Source organism: Rathayibacter sp. Leaf296, from assembly GCF_001423045.1.
Lineage (GTDB): Bacteria > Actinomycetota > Actinomycetes > Actinomycetales > Microbacteriaceae > Rathayibacter > Rathayibacter caricis.
In genome coordinates, this window is sequence record NZ_LMNR01000002.1 from 869,225 (window position 1) to 884,770 (window position 15,546).

Below are 15,546 nucleotides of genomic sequence, written 5' to 3' on the forward strand. Positions count from 1 at the left end.
CGCCCGTCAGGACGAGGAGCGGTCCGACCCGTGTGGAGCGACGGGCGCGAAGCCCTGCTCGCGAAGCAGGTGCTTGATGCCGTCGTGCTCGTCGAAGACGTAGGCCCGCGCGAGCAACTCGGTGAAGCGCCGCGCCGCCGTCGGGTCCTGCTCGTCCACGGGAACCGTGAGCGTGCGGGGCGGTTGCTCCCGGATCACCAGAGCGTTCGCCACGAGGATCGCGGTCCTCTTGTTCCCGTCCATGAGCGGCTGGGCCTTCGCCAGGTGCACGAACAGGTCCAGCGCCTGCTCGGACGTGTCGGGCTCCTCCATGGCCCGATCGACGATCCGCTGCACTCCGACGACGTCGGGGGCCGCGGGCTCGTGCCTGCCGAACGGCGTGCTGACACCGATCCTGTCGTCGTCGCGGCGGAACCGCCCGGGATGCAGCGCGGCGCTGCGGGTGAGCTGCGCGTTCACGTCGCGGACGTACGCCGCATCGATCGATCGGTCGCGGGTGTCGATGATGAACTGCGACGCGTCGCGGAGATCCTCCAGCAGCGCGAGGTCCGAGCGCGAGGTGACGCCCGTCAGATCGCCCGACCGCAGGAAGTTCTCGGTGTCGAGACGTCCGGCGGACAGGCCGTCGAAGACCTTGCCCGACGAGTACACGACTGCGGCGAGGTCGGCGACCACGAGGTCGGTCACGGGTGGCTCCTTCCTCGAACAGCGGATGCGCGCTCGACTCTACCCAGACGCAGTGATCAGTCCCCCGTCGGGAACGGGTCGGAGTAGCGGGCCCAGGCCCGCGGCCCCGCAAGCAGCTCGGACGGGGTCAGCAGGCACTCCGCGAGCGCCGACGTGACCCGCCGCGTCTCGAGCGAGAGGCCGTAGAGCACCAGCTCCTGCCCGGTGACGACCTCCGAGAGGTCGAGGTCGGCGGGGGTCGGCGAGAGGCCGAGCACCTCCCCCACGCTCGACCACGACAGGGCGCGCTCGGCGCGGGTGGCGAGGGTGACGAAGCCGCGCGAGCGCACGACGTCGCCGACCCGCTGCGGGAACTGCTCGACGAGTGCGCCGAGGCGGCCCGGGTGGAACGGCCGCGGATCGCGGAAGACGACGGTGCCGAGAGGCACCTCCGACGAGAGGCGCAGTGCCCGGCGCCCGCCGAGCTCGCCGATCCAGCCGGGCGCGCGCCGCACGCGCCGGAGCGCCTCGACCGGCACCGGAGGCGGCACGACGCGGCCGGCGGTGAGCGCGGCGAACGAGACGGCCGACGCGGAGGGGGCGAGGAGGGCGATCAGAGCGAGACCGGCCTCGTGGGCGGCCCGCCGCCCCTCCGCCGGACCCGCGACGACGACGAGCGTGCTCCACTCGAGCTGCTCGACGAGCCGCTCGACGGCGGTCACGCCGGGCTCGGGGCCCGAGAAGTCGTCCGCGGTCCGCACCGCGACCCAGAGGGCGGCCGGCTCGACCACCGTCACCACGTGCCCGAGGCAGAGTGGCGCGCAGCCGTCCTCGACGAGGGCGGCGAGCTGATCGAGCGGCGCGTGATCGGAGGTGGTGCCCGGTCCGCAGAAGTGCACGAACGCGGCCGCCTCTACGGGCTCGAGCTGCCGGTCGTTCTCGACGACGTGGCCCTCGAGACGCAGGGCGAGCAGCGCGGCGATGCGGCGGCGCCGCTCCGGATCGCCGTCGCTGACGATCGAGACGACGGAGCGCTCGGCTGGCGTGGGTCCTCCTCCTGGCCCGGTCGGCACCGGACGGGCATACCCTACTATCGAGAACTGTTCTCATTAACATCGACAGCACGGAGGAACGCATGAAGGTCCGCAATTCGCTCAAGAACCTCAAGGACCAGCCCGGCTCGCAGATCGTGCGGCGCCGCGGCCGGGTGTTCGTGATCAACAAGCAGAACCCGCGGCTGAAGGCGCGGCAGGGCTGACTCCCGGAGTCACATCGATTCGACCCCGGCCGGACGGGCTGCTTCACTACCTAGCATGAGTAGGGATGTCGTCGTCGTCGGGGCCGGTCTCTTCGGGACCGCCACCGCGCTGCACCTCGCGCGAGCGGGGGCGCGGGTCGTGTTGATCGACTCCGGGGCCGCCGCGCAGGGCACGACCGCAGCGGGAGCCGGCTTCGTCGGCCTCTGGGCCGCGGGCTACGCCTGGTACTGGAACGAGTCCGAGCGCGACCTCGAGCAGTACGGCATCGACTTCTACCGCGGGCTCGCCGGGCCGATCCACCTGCGCGAGACCGGCAGCGCCTGGCTCGCCGTGACGGAGGAGGGCGTCCGCGACCACCTCGGACCCCTCGCCGCGCATCCGCTGCGCCCCGAGGGAGCCCGGTCGCTCTCGCCCGACGAGGCGGCCGAGCTCGTCCCCGGGCTCGAACCCGCGGCCGTAGCCGGCGGCTTCGTGCACCCCGGCGGCATCCAGATCAGCGCTCCGGATGCGGGGCTCGCGCTCGTCGCCGCCGCCCGCGCCGCGGGGGTCGAGGTCGTCGAGCACACCGCCGTCACCGAGGTCGTCGCGACGGACGGGCGCGCGAGCGGGGTGCGCACGGCCGACGGCCGCGTCCTCGACGCCGACGCGGTCGTGCTCGCCGCGGGGTCGTGGACGAACGCGCTGCTCGCCCCGCTCGGGCGACGGCTGCCGCTGGCCCGGGTCGTCGCGAGCCGGCTGACCACGCGGCCCTTCGGACTCCCTCCGCTGCCCACGCTGATGCTGCCCGAGCTCGACGGCCTCTGGGTGCGCGAGCACCTCGGCGGCCTCACCTACGGCAACGGCGTCGGCTACGAGGCGCTCGGCGAGGCCGCGGCCGACCGCCGCCCGCAGCGCACCGACCTGATCGAGCGGATGGACGCGCACCTGGCGCCGATCCTCGCCCGGCTGCTCCCCTCCTCCGCCGACGCGGTGCACGACACCGAGTGGACCCAGGGCGTCGTCTCGTACACCGCCGACCGGCGCTTCCTCGCGGGCCCGATCCCCGAGCTGCCCGGGCTGTTCGTCGCCGCGGGCGACAACGAGAGCGGAGTGACGCACGGGCCCGGCCTCGGCCGTCTCGTCGCCGAGCTCGTGCTCGAGGGCCGCAGCAGCCTGGGCGACGCGAGTCGGTACGCGCCCGGCCGCTTCGCTCCGCAGCCCTTCGCCGACGAGGCCGCCGTGCTCGCCGCGATGCCGCCCCGGCGCGAGGTCGACGCGGAGGCGGCGCGATGAGCGGCCGCGACGTCGTCGTCGTCGGCGCGGGGCTGGTCGGAGCCGCCGCCGCCCGCTCCCTCGCCGAGCGCGGTGACCGCGTGATCGTGTTCGAGCGCTTCGAGCGCGGCCACGACCGCGGCTCCTCCCACGGCGAGACGCGCATCTTCCGCCGCGGCTACCCGCAGGACGACTACCGGGCCCTCACCGGCCGCGCCGCCCGCGAATGGGCCCGGCTCGAGCGCGAGAGCGGTCGGAGCCTCTTCACCGCGACCGGAGCGATCGACCACGGCGACGCCGACGCTCTGCGCGAGATCGAGGACGCCTTCGCGCGCGACGACATCGCCGTGGAGCGCCTCGACGCCGCCGAGGCCTCGCGCCGCTGGCCGGGGCTGCGCTTCGAGACCGACGTGCTGCTGCACCCCGAGGGCGGGCGGCTCGACGCGGCCTCCGCGATAGAGGCGCTGCTGGCGTCGGCCGAGGCGCGCGGAGCGATCGTCCGGGAGTGCGCCGGTGTGCAGAGCATCGAGGAGCGCGACGGAGGCGTCCGCGTGGTCACCGACGAGGGCCCGCTCACCGCCGACGCCGTCGTCGTGGCGGGCGGATCGTGGACCCCGGCGCTCGTGGGCGGCCTGGTCGAGGCGGCGGGCCGGCTCCTGCCTCCGCTGCGCGTGACCCAGGAGCAGCCCGTGCACGTCACGACGGAGCTGCCGCTGGACGCGTGGCCGAGCTTCGTGCACCACCGCGGCGACCGGCCCGTGATCTACGGACTCGCGACCCCCGGAATCGGCGTCAAGGTCGGCGAGCACGGCACCGGACGCGTCGTCGACCCCGACCACCGCGACTTCCGCCCCGAGCCCGAGCGGCACGCGCGCCTCGTCGCCTACCTCGAGGAGTGGCTGCCCGGCGCCGACGCGGCGAGCGCCGAGGCCATCAGCTGCCTCTACGACATCACCCCCACCGAGGACTTCGTGATCGACCGCGTCGGCCGGGTGGCGCTCGCCACCGGCTTCTCGGGCCACGGCTTCAAGTTCGGGCCGGTCCTCGGCGACCTGCTCGCCGATCTGGTCGACGGGGGCGAGCCGCAGGCCCGCTTCCGGCTCGGCTGACCCCGCCCCTCCCTCTTCCCTCCGACGAAAGCAGCAGCATGCACTCCTCCCGCGCACTCGGCGCACTCGCCCTGCTCGGCACGACCGTCCTCCTCGCCGCCTGCACCGGCGCGAGCGACGGCGGCGGCTCCTCCGACCGCCTCGTGATCGGCACGACCGACTCGATCGTCTCGCTCGATCCGGCCGGCGCCTGGGACCGCGGCAGCTTCACTCCGCAGAACCAGATCTACCAGCACCTGCTGAGCTACGAGGACGGCGACACCACGCCGGTCCCGGAGGCCGCGGAGGAGTGCGGGTTCGACGACCCGACGACGTACCGCTGCTCGATCGCGCCCGGGCTGACCTTCTCGAACGGCGACGAGCTGACCGCGTCGGACGTCGTCTTCTCGTTCCAGCGCGTGGTCGACATCGCGGCCGACAACGGCCCCTCCCCGCTGCTCGCGAACATGGAGTCGGTGGCGCAGGACGGCGAGGACGTGGTGTTCACGCTCGCGGTGCCGGACGACCAGACCTGGCCGTACGTGCTCTCGAGCATGGCCGGTCCGATCGTGGACGAGGAGGTGTACCCGGCCGACGAGCTGCTGGAGGACGCCGACGTGATCGGCTCGGGCCCGTACGCGGTCGAGAGCTACGAGGACGGCGGACTGCTGCTGCTCTCGGCGAACGATGCCTACTCCGGCGACGCACCCGTGACCTCGCAGGTCGTGCTGAAGCCGTACACCTCGTCGACGAACCTGCGCCTGGACGTCGAGAACGGCGGGGTCGACGTGGCCTACCGCTCGCTCACCGCGACCGACGTCGAGGACCTGCGCGACGACTCCGATCTCCAGGTCGTCGACGGCCCGGGCGGCTCGGTGCGCTTCCTCACCTTCAACGTGAACACGCAGCCGGGCGGCACTCCGGAGCAGAAGCTCGCGATCCGCCAGGCCGTCGCGTCGCTCGTCGACCGCGAGGAGCTGGCGGAGCAGGTCTACCGCGGCACCTATGCGCCCGCCTACTCGGTCGTGCTCGACGGGCAGACCGGCGCGACGGAGGCGTTCGCCGACGCCTACGGAGCGGCTCCCGACCCGGACGCGGCCGCCGCGCTGCTCGCCGCCGCCGGGGTGCCGGTGCCCGTCGCACTGCCGATCCAGTACACGAGCGACCACTACGGGCCCGACTCGGCCCAGGAGTACGCGCTGATCAAGTCGCAGCTCGAGGAATCCGGGCTGTTCACGGTCGACCTGCAGTCGACGGAGTGGACCAGCTACGTCACCGAGCTGGTGCCCGAGTCGGGCTACCCCGCCTACCAGCTCGGCTTCTTCCCGGACTACCCGGACCCCGACAACTTCCTCCGCGCGGCGTACTCGTCGACCGGCTCCTCGGTCGCGAACGGCTACGCGAGCGCCGAGGTCGACGCGCTGATCGACACGGAGGCGACGGCCACGGACCTCGGGGCGCGCACGGCCGCGATCCAGGAGCTGCAGCGCGTGACGGCGGCCGACGCGCCGATCGTCCCGCTGCTGCAGGGCCGCGAGACGGTCGTGGCGGCGGCGGGAGTGACGGGTCTGGAGGACACGCTGGACGCGACGTACCTGTTCCGGTTCTCGGCGCTGGGGAAGTAGGGGCGCGCTTCTACCGAGGGAACCCCGGACCGTCGAGACGTCCCGCTGCTGCGGGCTCCCTCGACGGGTCGGGGTTCCCTCGCGCTACGAAGCCGGAAGCCGGTCGATGGCGACGGCCTCGTCGGACCCGGGGTCGACGGAGTCGTCGGACTTCAGGGCCCGGCGCCTCGTTCGAGCGAGGGCCGCTGCGATCGACGTGACAGTGAGGGCCAGGGCGGCTGTCGCAGCGGCAGGGCCCAGGTTGTACCCCAGGGTGGACACGATCATCTCGATCGGCGGCTCACCTCCGCTGTAGCTCCACGCCTCCGGCATCGCCGTCAGCGCGGCACTGAAACCGAGGACGACGGCCCAGAGCAGCGCGGTGTACGCGATCAGCACGGTCCACCACACTCGGCGGCTCACGACCGGACCGCTTTCACCGCGATCGCCGCACCGACCGTGACCAGTCCCACCGTCACCGCCGGTGCCGACAGGAGCTGGAAGACGTAGGAGCGGAATTGATCGGCCTGCGTCTGGACGCCCGTGACTCCGTAGCCCACGTTGGCGACCATCGCGAAGGAACCCAGGAGCACGAGGACCGCCCCGAGGACGGCGAGAGCCAAGGGGACACGCTTGTCGAGGGCCGACCACGGCTTCTCCTCCGGCTCGGTCGGCCGCTCGTCGAGGTCGTCCTGCGGCAGGGACGGGAGGGGTTCCGGCGCCGTCGCAGTGCGCTCCGCCGGCGGCTCGAAGCCGAGCGCGCGGATCGGGTCGAGGACCGGCTCCGACGTCGGGAGCGCGGTGGTGCGCAGCCGGGTCGCTGCGGCGTCGCGGCGCCTCGGGCGGCGGAACCGCTCCTCCGCCTTCGCGCCCCGCTCAGGAGCAGGCCCGTCGTAGCCGCGCTGGAACGCGGCGTGGTAGCGCGGGTCGGTCCCCGCGTCGGTGTCGTGCGTCTGGCGTGCGTCGGTCACAGGTCCCCCCGGGCTGGTGCGTTCGCGCCCATCCTTCCCCACGGGCGGCGGAGGAGCGAGCGTCAGCGGGCGACCGCCGCGCGCGACGGGAGGCTCGCGACGGCCGCGCCGACGAGGAGCAGCGCGATCGTCACCGCGGTGAAGAGCGGCCACCCGCCCGCCTCGACGACGAGGCCGAGGAGCCAGCCGCCCACTCCGGAGCCGACGTAGAAGGCGATCGTGTAGACCGCGCCGGCGTGACCGCGCAGGGCCGGAGCCGCCCGCGCGCCGGTCCACGCCGCTCCGGTCGCGTGCACGGCGAAGAAGCCGGCGGTGAGCACGACGAGGCCGGCGATCACGACGGCGACGACGTCCGAGAGCATCACCGCGAGGCCGACGACCATGGCGGCGATGCCGACGCGCATGAGCGTGCGCGGTCCGATGCGCGGAGCCCAGCGGCCGGCGAGGCGCGACGAGACCGTGCCCGAGAGGTACGTCGCGAACAGCAGCGAGACCAGCGCGGGCGGGAGCGCGAACGGCGGCGCCTCGAGGCGGAAGGCGAGGTAGTTGTAGACCGCGACGAACACCCCGACGACGAGCACGGTCTGCACGGCGAGCGCCAGCAGCACCGGATCGCGCAGGACGCGCACGGTCTTGGACCAGCCGCTCCCCCGCTCCGGAGCGACGGCGCGGGCCGAGGGGCCGCGCGGGGCGAGGAGCGCGAACGCGAGCGCGGCGGCGGCGCAGACCAGCGTCACGACGAGCAGCGCGGGGCGCCAGCCGAGCAGCGGAGCGAGGGGCCCGGCGATCAGGCGGCCCGCGGCTCCCCCGATCGTGGTCCCCGAGACGTAGGCCGCCGCGGCGGCCGTGGCGACCGCTCCGCCGACCCGGTCGTGGATCGCGGCGACGGCGAGGGCCGGCACCGCCCCGAGGACCGCTCCGCCGAGGAAGCGGAGCACGAGCAGCACCTCGAAGGACGGCGCGACGCAGGCGAGCAGCGCGAGGACCACCGACGAGAGCACGGCGATGCGCATCGACTCGAGCCGGCCGATCCGCTCGGCGATCGACGCCCACGGCAGCACCATCAGCGCGAGGCCGAGCGTGGCGGCCGAGACGGTGAGCGCGGCCTCGGCGGGGGTGAGTGCGAACTCGCGGGCGAGCTGCGGGAGCACGCTCTGCACGGCGTAGAGCTCGGCGAAGGTGGCGACTCCGGCGGCCAGGAGCGCGAGGGTCATGCGGCGGTCGGTGCGCTCCGCCGTTCGCGGACGCTCGACGGTGCTCATGACTGCGAGGCTAGATCGGCTCAGAACGGATGACCAATGGCGATCGCGGCCCGACCTATACGATTCCGACATGAGCGACGACGCCGACTGGCCCGCGATCCTGAAGCTGCTGCCCGTGCTCGTGGCCGTCGCCCAGACCGGCAGCGTCACCGCCGCCGCCGAGGAGCTGGGGGTGCCGCAGCCGACGGCGAGCCGCTCGCTCGCGCGGCTGGCCGAGCTCGTGCGCACTCCGATGGTCCGCCGCGAGGGCCGCGGAGTGGTGCTGACGGAGGCGGGGCGCCGGCTGGCCGAGGCGGCGCAGGACGGCATGGCGGTCATCCGCACGGGGCTCGCCGAGGTGCGCCAGGCCGGCGAGCTCGAGGACGGGCGCATCTCGATCGCCTTCCAGACGCTGCTCGGCGAGAGCTACGTGCCCGACGTGATCCGCCGCTTCCGGCGGCGCTGGCCGCGAGTGGGCTTCGGCCTCCGGCACGGGTCGCGGGCGCTGTGCCTTCGCGCCGTGGCCGACGGCGAGGCGGAGCTCGCGATCGTCGCCGATCCGCCGACCCTCCCCGGCACCACCACGACCACGCTCTACACGGAGCCGCTGCTCGCGGTGGTGCACCACCGCCATCCGCTCGCCTCGCGCCGCTCGGTGACGGTGGAGGATCTGCGCGGGCTCGACCTGATCATGCTGTCGGCGGGCTACGGACTGCACGAGTCGGCGCGGCGGCTCCTGCGCCACGACGGCCGCGACCCGGAGCCGGTGTTCGAGGTGGGCGACTACCGGGCCGCACGCGGGCTGGCAGCAGCAGGGCTGGGGATGACGATCCTGCCCGCGAGCCCGTCCTCGATCGACGACGGGGTGCGCGAGATCCCGATCGACGATCCGAGGGCGATGCGCGAGATCGGGGTGCTGGTGGCGGACACCGGCAACCCGGTGGTGCCCGAGTTCGTGCGGGCGCTGCGGGTCGCGGCGGGAGCGCGCGGGCGGGTCGTGGGATGAGGTGCCCCTTCGCGCCGTCGGATCGGAGGCTCACCCCAGGCCGAGCTCCGCGGCCGCCTCGCTCCACGGCACCGGCGAGGCACAATCCGTGCCCGGCGCTGACGCTCTGATGTCAAGTACAGGACACGGCGGGGCGTCGTGCAGGATGCTCGGAGAGGATCCACCCACTCCCCCTGCCGCGCACCACTGTCACCCGAGGACGGCACCGGCCATGATCCTGCTCCGCACCCACTCCAACCGCTGGATCGCGCGCGCCCGCCGCGCGGGCACCGTCGTCGGCGTCATCACGCTCGACACCGACCCGGGGCGCCCGGTCCACCGCACCGTCCGGCTCGATCCGAGCGGCGAGCGCGTGCTGCTGCGCGACACCGAGTCGCTCGAGGAGGCGTTCGCGGTGCTGCTCGCGGGCATCGAGCGGGCGCGGCTCGCGCTGGAGGCGGAACTCGCCGGACCCGTCGCCCCGGTGAGCGTGCGCGAGATCCTCGAGGACGCGGCGACACCGCCCGACGAGGACGGGATCGCCGCCTGAGCTAGCGGGTCGAGACGCTGCCCGTCGGGGTCGCGTCCGAGGGCGTTCCGCTCTCCTCGCGGAACAGGCGCTCCGCCTCCTCGCCGCCGACGGCCTCGCCGCGGGCGACCATGCCGGCCTGGTCCGACAGCGGGATCTGCTTGAGGAAGATCGCGAGCACGAGGGCCAGCAGGATGAACGGGATCAAGTACCAGAAGACCGGCGCGAGCGAGTCGGCGTAGGCGGTCACCACTCCGTCGCGGACCTCGTCGGGCAGGGTGCTCAGTGTCTGCGGGTCGAGGGTGGCGGCCGAGGCGCCCGCGGCGGAGTCGCCGGCTCCCGCGAAGACCGCGGTCAGCTTCTCGGTGAGCGAGTTCGTGAAGATCGTGCCGAAGATCGCGACACCCAGCGCGGCGCCGACCTCGCGGAAGTAGTTGTTCGTGCTGGTCGCCGTGCCGATCTGCTCGGCCGGGACGGCGTTCTGCACGACCAGGACCACGACCTGCATGATCAGGCCGAGCCCGGCGCCGAAGACGAACAGGTAGACGCAGATCAGCCAGATCGGGGTCTCGGCGGCGAGCGTGGTCATGGCGGTCATCGCGATCGCGGTGAGGATCGTGCCGACGATCGGGAACACCTTGTACGTGCCGGTCTTCGTGATCGCGATGCCGGACAGGATCGACGTGCCCATCAAGCCCGCCATCATCGGCAGCATCAGCAGGCCCGACGCGGCCGCGGAGGTGCCGGACGCCATCTGCAGGAACGTGGGGATGAATCCGATCGCCGCGAACATGCCCAGGCCCAGGGTCAGGCCGATGGCGGTGGCGTTGAGGAAGATCGGGTTGCGGAAGAGGCTCAGCGGGATGATCGGGTCCTCGGCGCGGGACTCGACCCAGACGAAGCCGGCGACCGAGAGCACGAGGCCGGCGCCGAAGAGCCAGGTCTCGGGAGCGCCCCAGCCGTGCTGCGCGTCGCCGCCGAAGTCGCTGAAGAAGATGAGGAACGTGGTCGCTGCCGAGAGCAGCACGACTCCGGGGATGTCGATCCGCTTCTGCGCCTTCCTGCTGGGCAGGGTGAGCGCGAACCACGCGATCGCGAACGCGGCGATGCCGACCGGGATGTTGATGTAGAACGCCCACTGCCAGGTGAGGTGGTCGACGAACAGGCCGCCGAGCAGGGGTCCGGCGATGGCCGAGAGGCCGAACACGGCGCCGATCGGACCGAGGTACTTGCCGCGCTCGTTCGCCGGCACGATGTCGGCGATGATCGCCTGCGACAGGATCATCAGCCCGCCGCCGCCGAGGCCCTGCAGGGCGCGGAAGACGACGAAGCTCCAGAAGTCGCCCGCGAAGGCGCAGCCGACGGAGGCGATCGTGAAGAGCGCGATCGCGATCAGGAACAGGGTGCGCCGGCCGAGGACGTCGCCGAACTTGCCGTAGATCGGCATGACGATCGTGGTGGCGAGGAGGTAGGCGGTGGTGATCCAGGCCTGGTGCTCGACTCCGCCGAGCTGCCCCACGATGGTGGGCATCGCGGTCGAGACGATGGTCTGGTCGAGGCTCGAGAGCAGCATGCCGGCGATGAGCGCCGAGAAGATGATCCAGATCCTGCGCTGCGTGAGCAGGAGCGGCTTGGCGGTGGCGGTGGTCATCGGTCCTCTTCGGGGGTGATGGGGGCGGCGGGAGCGAACAGGGCGCGGGCCTCGGCGAGGCGGGCGCGGAGGATCTCGGGGAACGGGGCCGGGGACTCGGACGTGAGCGCCTCCTCCACGGCCAGGCGTGCGACGGTGCCGACGAGCTGGACGGCCAGGCGGAGTCGCGGATCGCCCGGCTCGAGGCCCTCGCGCTCGACCGACAGGCTCTCGAGCAGGCGATCGCGCTCGCTCCCGACCTGCAGGAGCGCGGCGAGCAGCCTGGGCTCGCGCTCGAGCAACGCGAAGAGCTCGTGCGCGCGCTCGGGAGTGAGCCCGATCGCCTCGAAGTGCTCGATCGCGAGGTCGGCGAGCGCGTCGAGCAGGTCGTCGGACAGGCGTCCGGGCTCGCCGCCGCCCGCGAGGAAGCGCTGGGCGGCCTCGCCCTCGAGGCCGTCCTCGGGGCGGCCGAGGACGGCCTGCTCCTTCGAGGGGAAGTGGTTGAAGAAGGTGCGCCGCGAGAGCCCGACATCGTCGCAGAGCTCGTCGACGGTGAAGCCGTGCAGCCCGCGCTCGACCGCGAGCTCGCGCGCCCGGCGGGCGAGCTGGGCGCGCCGTTCGGCGACCTGGTGGGCGCGCGTGGTCGTTGCACTCTCAGTCATGGAGTGCATTCTTGCACAGTCTGCACTTCAGGTGGCTGTTCCTTCCCCGCGCAGGGAACGACAGCGCGGACGGGCCCGCTGCCGAAGCAGTGATCCCGTCCGCGGAGGTCGGTGCGTGGTGCGGCTACAGCACCAGCGCGTGCTCCCCCGCCGCCAGCTCGCGGTCCTCGGCGCCGGGCGAGCGGACGACCGCGGTCGCCCCCTCCGGGACCGTGACCGCGAGCTGGACGCCCTCGGCGGTGCGGTCCCAGCGCACCCGCGCGAGGCCGTGCGGGGTCTCGAGGGTCGACTCCGCCCACTGCAGCCGGTCGCCGGGCTGGGGGGCGACGAGGATGCGGGAGTAGCCGGGCTCGAGCGGGGCGAGGCCGCCGACGACGCGGTGCAGCCAGTCGGCGACGGCGCCCAGGGCGTAGTGGTTGAAGCTCGTCATCTCGCCGGGGTTGATGGTGCCGTCGGGGAGCATCGAGTCCCAGCGCTCCCAGATCGTGGTCGCGCCCATGGTCACGGGGTAGAGCCAGGACGGGCACTCGCGCTGCAGGAGGAGGCGGTAGGCGGCGTCGATGTGACCGGTCGACGACAGGGCGTCGGTGATGAACGGGGTGCCCGCGAAGCCCGTCGAGATCGTGTAGCCGCTCTCGGCCACGAGCTCCGCGAGCCGGTCGCCCGCCCAGCCGAGCTCGTCGTCGTCGAGGAGGCCGAAGACGATCGCGAGGGAGTAGACGGTGGTGCAGTCGCTGAGGATCCGGCGGTCGGCGACGTACTGCGAGCGGAGACCCGTGCGCAGGCGCTCGGCCAGCTCGGCGAACTCGGCACGCTCCTCCTCGAGGCCGAGCACCGCGGCGCTCTCGGCGACGATCCGGGCGGTGCGGTACGCGCACGCCGTGGCGACGACTCCGGTGTCGGCCTTCGCGTCGGCGGGATCGTCGGGCGCGGCGTCGGGGTCGAGCCAGTCGCCGAACTGGAAGCCGGTGTCCCAGACGTCGGTGGCGGACAGCTTCGAGCGGACGCGGCGGGCGTGCGAGGCCATCGACGGGAACGACTCCACGAGCACCGTCGGGTCGCCGTACGCCTCCCAGACGGCCCACGGCACCCAGGCGGCGGCGTCGCTCCAGAGCGCGGTGGAGTCCATCGGCGGGAAGTCGGTGCCGGCGGCGCGGCGCTTGAGCACGTCCGGCACGACGAACGGCACGGCGCCGTCGTGGTGGGTCTGCTCGAGGGCGAGGTCGCGCAGCCAGTCGCGGAGGAAGTCCTGCGCGTCGGCGAGGTACACGGCGGTCGGCGCGAACGCGGCGATGTCGCCGGTCCAGCCCAGGCGCTCGTCGCGCTGCGGGCAGTCGGTGGGGACGTCGAGGAAGTTGCCGACCATGCCGCGGTAGACGTTGTCGTGCAGCTGATTCACGAGCTCGTCGGAGCTGCGGAACGTGCCGATGCGGCGCAGGTCGCTGCTCACGACGACCGCGGCGAGGGCGCCGGAGTCGAGGGCGCCGGGCTCGAGGGCGCCGGGCCAGCCGTCGATCTCGGCGTAGCGGAAGCCGTGGAACGTCAGCGTCGGCTCGAACACGTCTTCGCCGCCCGAGAGCGTGAAGCGGTCGGTCGCCTTCGCCTCGCGCAACGGGCGCACGCCCAGCTCGTCGTCCTCGAGGACCTCCGCGTGGCGGACCGTGACGACGGTCCCCTCCGGACCCTGCACCCGGACGCGCAGCCAGCCGACGAGGTTCTCGCCGAAGTCGACGAGGGTGCGGCCGGACGGGCTGGTCCAGATCCGCTGCGGCGCGACCTCGCGGAGGCGCCGGACCGGCGGGGCGAGGTACGGCTCGAGGAGGCCGAGGTCGACGTCGAGCTCGTGCACGCCCGACCAGTCGGAGTCGTCGAAGCCCGGGCGGTTCCAGCCGTGCGGCTCGCGACGGGCGTCGATGTCCTGGCCGTCGTAGATGCTGTCGGCGGTGGTCGCGCTCGCGCCGGCCCTCCAGCCCTCGCCTGTGGCGACGATCTGCTCGAACCCGTCGGCGAAGCGGAGGCGCAGCTCGGCGAAGCCCGCGATCTCGTCGCCGTAGGGCGCAGCCCCCTCGCCCCAGGTCAGGCGACCCCGGTACCAGCCGTCGCCCAGGGCGAGGCCGAGGGTCACGGAGTCGGTGCCGATCAGGGCGGTGACGTCGTGCTCGGAGTAGCGCAGGCGCCACTCGTAGCTGGTCCAGCCGGGCGTGAAGAGCTCGTCCGAGACGGGGACGCCGTCGATCCAGGCCTCGACGATCCCGAGCGCCGACAGCCGGAGGACGGCCGAGACGACGGCGCCGTGGCCGGTCTCGAGGGCCGTCTCACGGCGGAGGAGGGGCGCGCCGTCGAGGGCGTCATCGGGGGCTGCGAAGCGGGCGGTCCAGTCGGTCATCGTCGTCCTTCTGTGGTGGTGGGGTCGCCGGTCGCGCCGGCGAGAGGGGCGGAGGAGGAGCGGGCGCGCAGCACCGGCTCGACCTCGAAGTGCGTCGGCTCCGTCCGTCCGGCCAGACGCTCGAGGAGCAGCCGGACGGCCCGCTCGCCGAGGTCCTCGCCGGACTGGTCGATCGTGGTCAGGGAGATGCCCGGATGGGCGGCGACCTCGATGTCGTCGTAGCCGACGATCGAGAGCTGCTCGGCCGACAGGCCGGCGTCGGCGCGGGCCCAGAGGGCGTCGAGCGCGAGAGCGTCGTTGCCCGCGAACAGCGCGGTCGGACGATCGGGAGAGCGGAACAGCTCGAGCGAGCGGGCGTAGGCGTCGTCCTGGCCGGGGCCCAGGTGGAGGACCTCGGACGCGAGTCCCGCTTCCTGCATCCGCTCCTCGTACCGGGCGAGACGGACGGCGTGCGGGGCGCCGAGGACGCGGCGGACGATGTCCTCGCTCACGGTCAGGTGCGCGATGCGCCGGTGGCCGAGTCCGAGCAGGTGGTCCATCAGCTGATCGGTGCCGGAGACGTCGTCGTTGGTGACGGTGTCGTAGCCGACGGAGTCGTCGTGCCGGCCGAGCATGACGATCGGGGTGTGCAGGGCGAGCTTCTCGAGCCACGACGGCTCGACCATCGGCGAGACGGCGATCAGGCCGTCGACCTGGCGGTCGACGAGCGCCTCGATCGCCCGGAATCCCTCGCGGGAGTCGCTCTGGGCCGGGGCGACGATCAGCTGGTAGCGGCTGCCGTCGAGCGCCGCCGCGGCACCCGTGACGATGCGGTTGAAGAAGGAGTTGTCGAGCTGGGGCACCTCGACGCCGATGGTGAAGCTGGCGCCGCGCATCGCCCTGGCGGCGACGCTGGGCCGGTAGCCGAGCTCGTCGATCGCCGCAGCGACGCGCTCGCGCATCGACGGAGAGACGCCGTAGGCGTTGCGGATGACCTTCGAGACCGCTGCCCGCGAGACTCCGGCACGCAGGGCGACGTCCTGGATCGTGGCCGGTCCGCGGGGTCGTCCGTCGGTCGCGCTCATCGCGGTCCCCTCGTCGTGATGCTCGGCGGTCCTCCGCCGGACGGCCCCTGAAGCGACGCCGCGAACGCCACTGTAACGCGCGGAGCACGATTCTGTAGATCGGTCCACGAATTCGTGTAGATCGATTGACACGTTTCACGGCGCCGACGTATGTTCTCCCTGCGCGGCCCGCCGGACGGCCCTCCGGCCCCGGCGGCCGACCGCCCCAGG

The 15,546-nt window shown here is 73.2% G+C and carries 15 protein-coding genes; 6 read left to right on the top strand and 9 right to left on the bottom strand.

Going from position 1 to position 15,546, the window contains the following annotated elements; translation table 11 throughout:
* Nucleotides 1-6: 6 nt before the first annotated feature.
* The gene (locus ASF46_RS14270; protein WP_056868172.1) at nucleotides 7-687 is read right to left on the bottom strand and encodes a Fic family protein; all 681 of its coding nucleotides are present in this window, start codon (nucleotides 685-687) and stop codon (nucleotides 7-9) included.
* Nucleotides 688-743: 56 nt separating this feature from the next.
* Nucleotides 744-1,739: a GTP-binding protein gene (locus tag ASF46_RS14275; protein ID WP_056868173.1), complete on the bottom strand. Its 996-nt coding sequence runs from the start codon at nucleotides 1,737-1,739 to the stop codon at nucleotides 744-746.
* 62 nt (nucleotides 1,740-1,801) lie between these two features.
* Here ASF46_RS14275 and ykgO point away from each other — a divergent pair, with 62 nt between their 5' ends.
* From ykgO to ASF46_RS14295, 4 genes are read left to right on the top strand one after another with little or no spacing between them, the layout of a single operon-like run.
* Nucleotides 1,802-1,924: a type B 50S ribosomal protein L36 gene (ykgO, locus tag ASF46_RS14280; RefSeq protein WP_055790224.1), complete on the top strand. Its 123-nt coding sequence runs from the start codon at nucleotides 1,802-1,804 to the stop codon at nucleotides 1,922-1,924.
* A 55-nt stretch (nucleotides 1,925-1,979) separates the two neighbouring features.
* The gene (locus ASF46_RS14285) at nucleotides 1,980-3,197 is read left to right on the top strand and encodes an NAD(P)/FAD-dependent oxidoreductase (protein WP_056868174.1); all 1,218 of its coding nucleotides are present in this window, start codon (nucleotides 1,980-1,982) and stop codon (nucleotides 3,195-3,197) included.
* Complete coding sequence (locus ASF46_RS14290; RefSeq protein ID WP_056868175.1) at nucleotides 3,194-4,285, top strand: FAD-dependent oxidoreductase; 1,092 nt, start codon at nucleotides 3,194-3,196, stop codon at nucleotides 4,283-4,285. Before ASF46_RS14285 ends, ASF46_RS14290 begins: the two co-directional genes overlap by 4 nt.
* Before the next feature lie 38 nt (nucleotides 4,286-4,323).
* Nucleotides 4,324-5,889, top strand: coding sequence for an ABC transporter substrate-binding protein (locus ASF46_RS14295; protein ID WP_056868176.1), 1,566 nt, complete (start codon nucleotides 4,324-4,326; stop codon nucleotides 5,887-5,889).
* A gap of 84 nt (nucleotides 5,890-5,973) precedes the next feature.
* Here the strand turns inward: ASF46_RS14295 and ASF46_RS14300 are convergent, their stop codons facing one another.
* The 3 genes from ASF46_RS14300 to ASF46_RS14310 form a co-directional block, all read right to left on the bottom strand.
* The gene (locus ASF46_RS14300) at nucleotides 5,974-6,291 is read right to left on the bottom strand and encodes a hypothetical protein (RefSeq protein WP_157602534.1); all 318 of its coding nucleotides are present in this window, start codon (nucleotides 6,289-6,291) and stop codon (nucleotides 5,974-5,976) included.
* Complete coding sequence (locus ASF46_RS14305) at nucleotides 6,288-6,839, bottom strand: hypothetical protein (protein WP_056868178.1); 552 nt, start codon at nucleotides 6,837-6,839, stop codon at nucleotides 6,288-6,290. Before ASF46_RS14305 ends, ASF46_RS14300 begins: the two co-directional genes overlap by 4 nt.
* A gap of 62 nt (nucleotides 6,840-6,901) precedes the next feature.
* On the bottom strand, nucleotides 6,902-8,101 hold the full coding sequence (locus ASF46_RS14310; RefSeq protein WP_056868179.1) for an MFS transporter: 1,200 nt from the start codon (nucleotides 8,099-8,101) through the stop codon (nucleotides 6,902-6,904).
* Between the two features lie 70 nt (nucleotides 8,102-8,171).
* Between ASF46_RS14310 and ASF46_RS14315 the strand changes: the two genes are divergently transcribed.
* Both ASF46_RS14315 and ASF46_RS14320 read left to right on the top strand, forming a co-directional pair.
* Nucleotides 8,172-9,086, top strand: coding sequence for a LysR family transcriptional regulator (locus ASF46_RS14315; protein ID WP_056868180.1), 915 nt, complete (start codon nucleotides 8,172-8,174; stop codon nucleotides 9,084-9,086).
* Nucleotides 9,087-9,297: 211 nt separating this feature from the next.
* The gene (locus tag ASF46_RS14320) at nucleotides 9,298-9,615 is read left to right on the top strand and encodes a hypothetical protein (RefSeq protein ID WP_056868181.1); all 318 of its coding nucleotides are present in this window, start codon (nucleotides 9,298-9,300) and stop codon (nucleotides 9,613-9,615) included.
* Between the two features lies 1 nt (nucleotide 9,616).
* On the opposite strand, the gene ASF46_RS14325 is transcribed toward ASF46_RS14320, so the two are convergent.
* From ASF46_RS14325 to ASF46_RS14340, 4 genes are all read right to left on the bottom strand, one after another.
* On the bottom strand, nucleotides 9,617-11,245 hold the full coding sequence (locus tag ASF46_RS14325; protein WP_056868182.1) for an MDR family MFS transporter: 1,629 nt from the start codon (nucleotides 11,243-11,245) through the stop codon (nucleotides 9,617-9,619).
* On the bottom strand, nucleotides 11,242-11,886 hold the full coding sequence (locus ASF46_RS14330; RefSeq protein WP_162240185.1) for a TetR/AcrR family transcriptional regulator: 645 nt from the start codon (nucleotides 11,884-11,886) through the stop codon (nucleotides 11,242-11,244). The genes ASF46_RS14325 and ASF46_RS14330 overlap by 4 nt, the downstream gene beginning before the upstream one ends.
* Before the next feature lie 124 nt (nucleotides 11,887-12,010).
* Nucleotides 12,011-14,272, bottom strand: a complete 2,262-nt coding sequence (locus tag ASF46_RS14335; RefSeq protein WP_056868184.1) for an alpha-L-rhamnosidase — start codon at nucleotides 14,270-14,272, stop codon at nucleotides 12,011-12,013.
* The gene (locus ASF46_RS14340; protein WP_056868185.1) at nucleotides 14,269-15,336 is read right to left on the bottom strand and encodes a LacI family DNA-binding transcriptional regulator; all 1,068 of its coding nucleotides are present in this window, start codon (nucleotides 15,334-15,336) and stop codon (nucleotides 14,269-14,271) included. Before ASF46_RS14340 ends, ASF46_RS14335 begins: the two co-directional genes overlap by 4 nt.
* Nucleotides 15,337-15,546 lie beyond the last annotated feature (210 nt).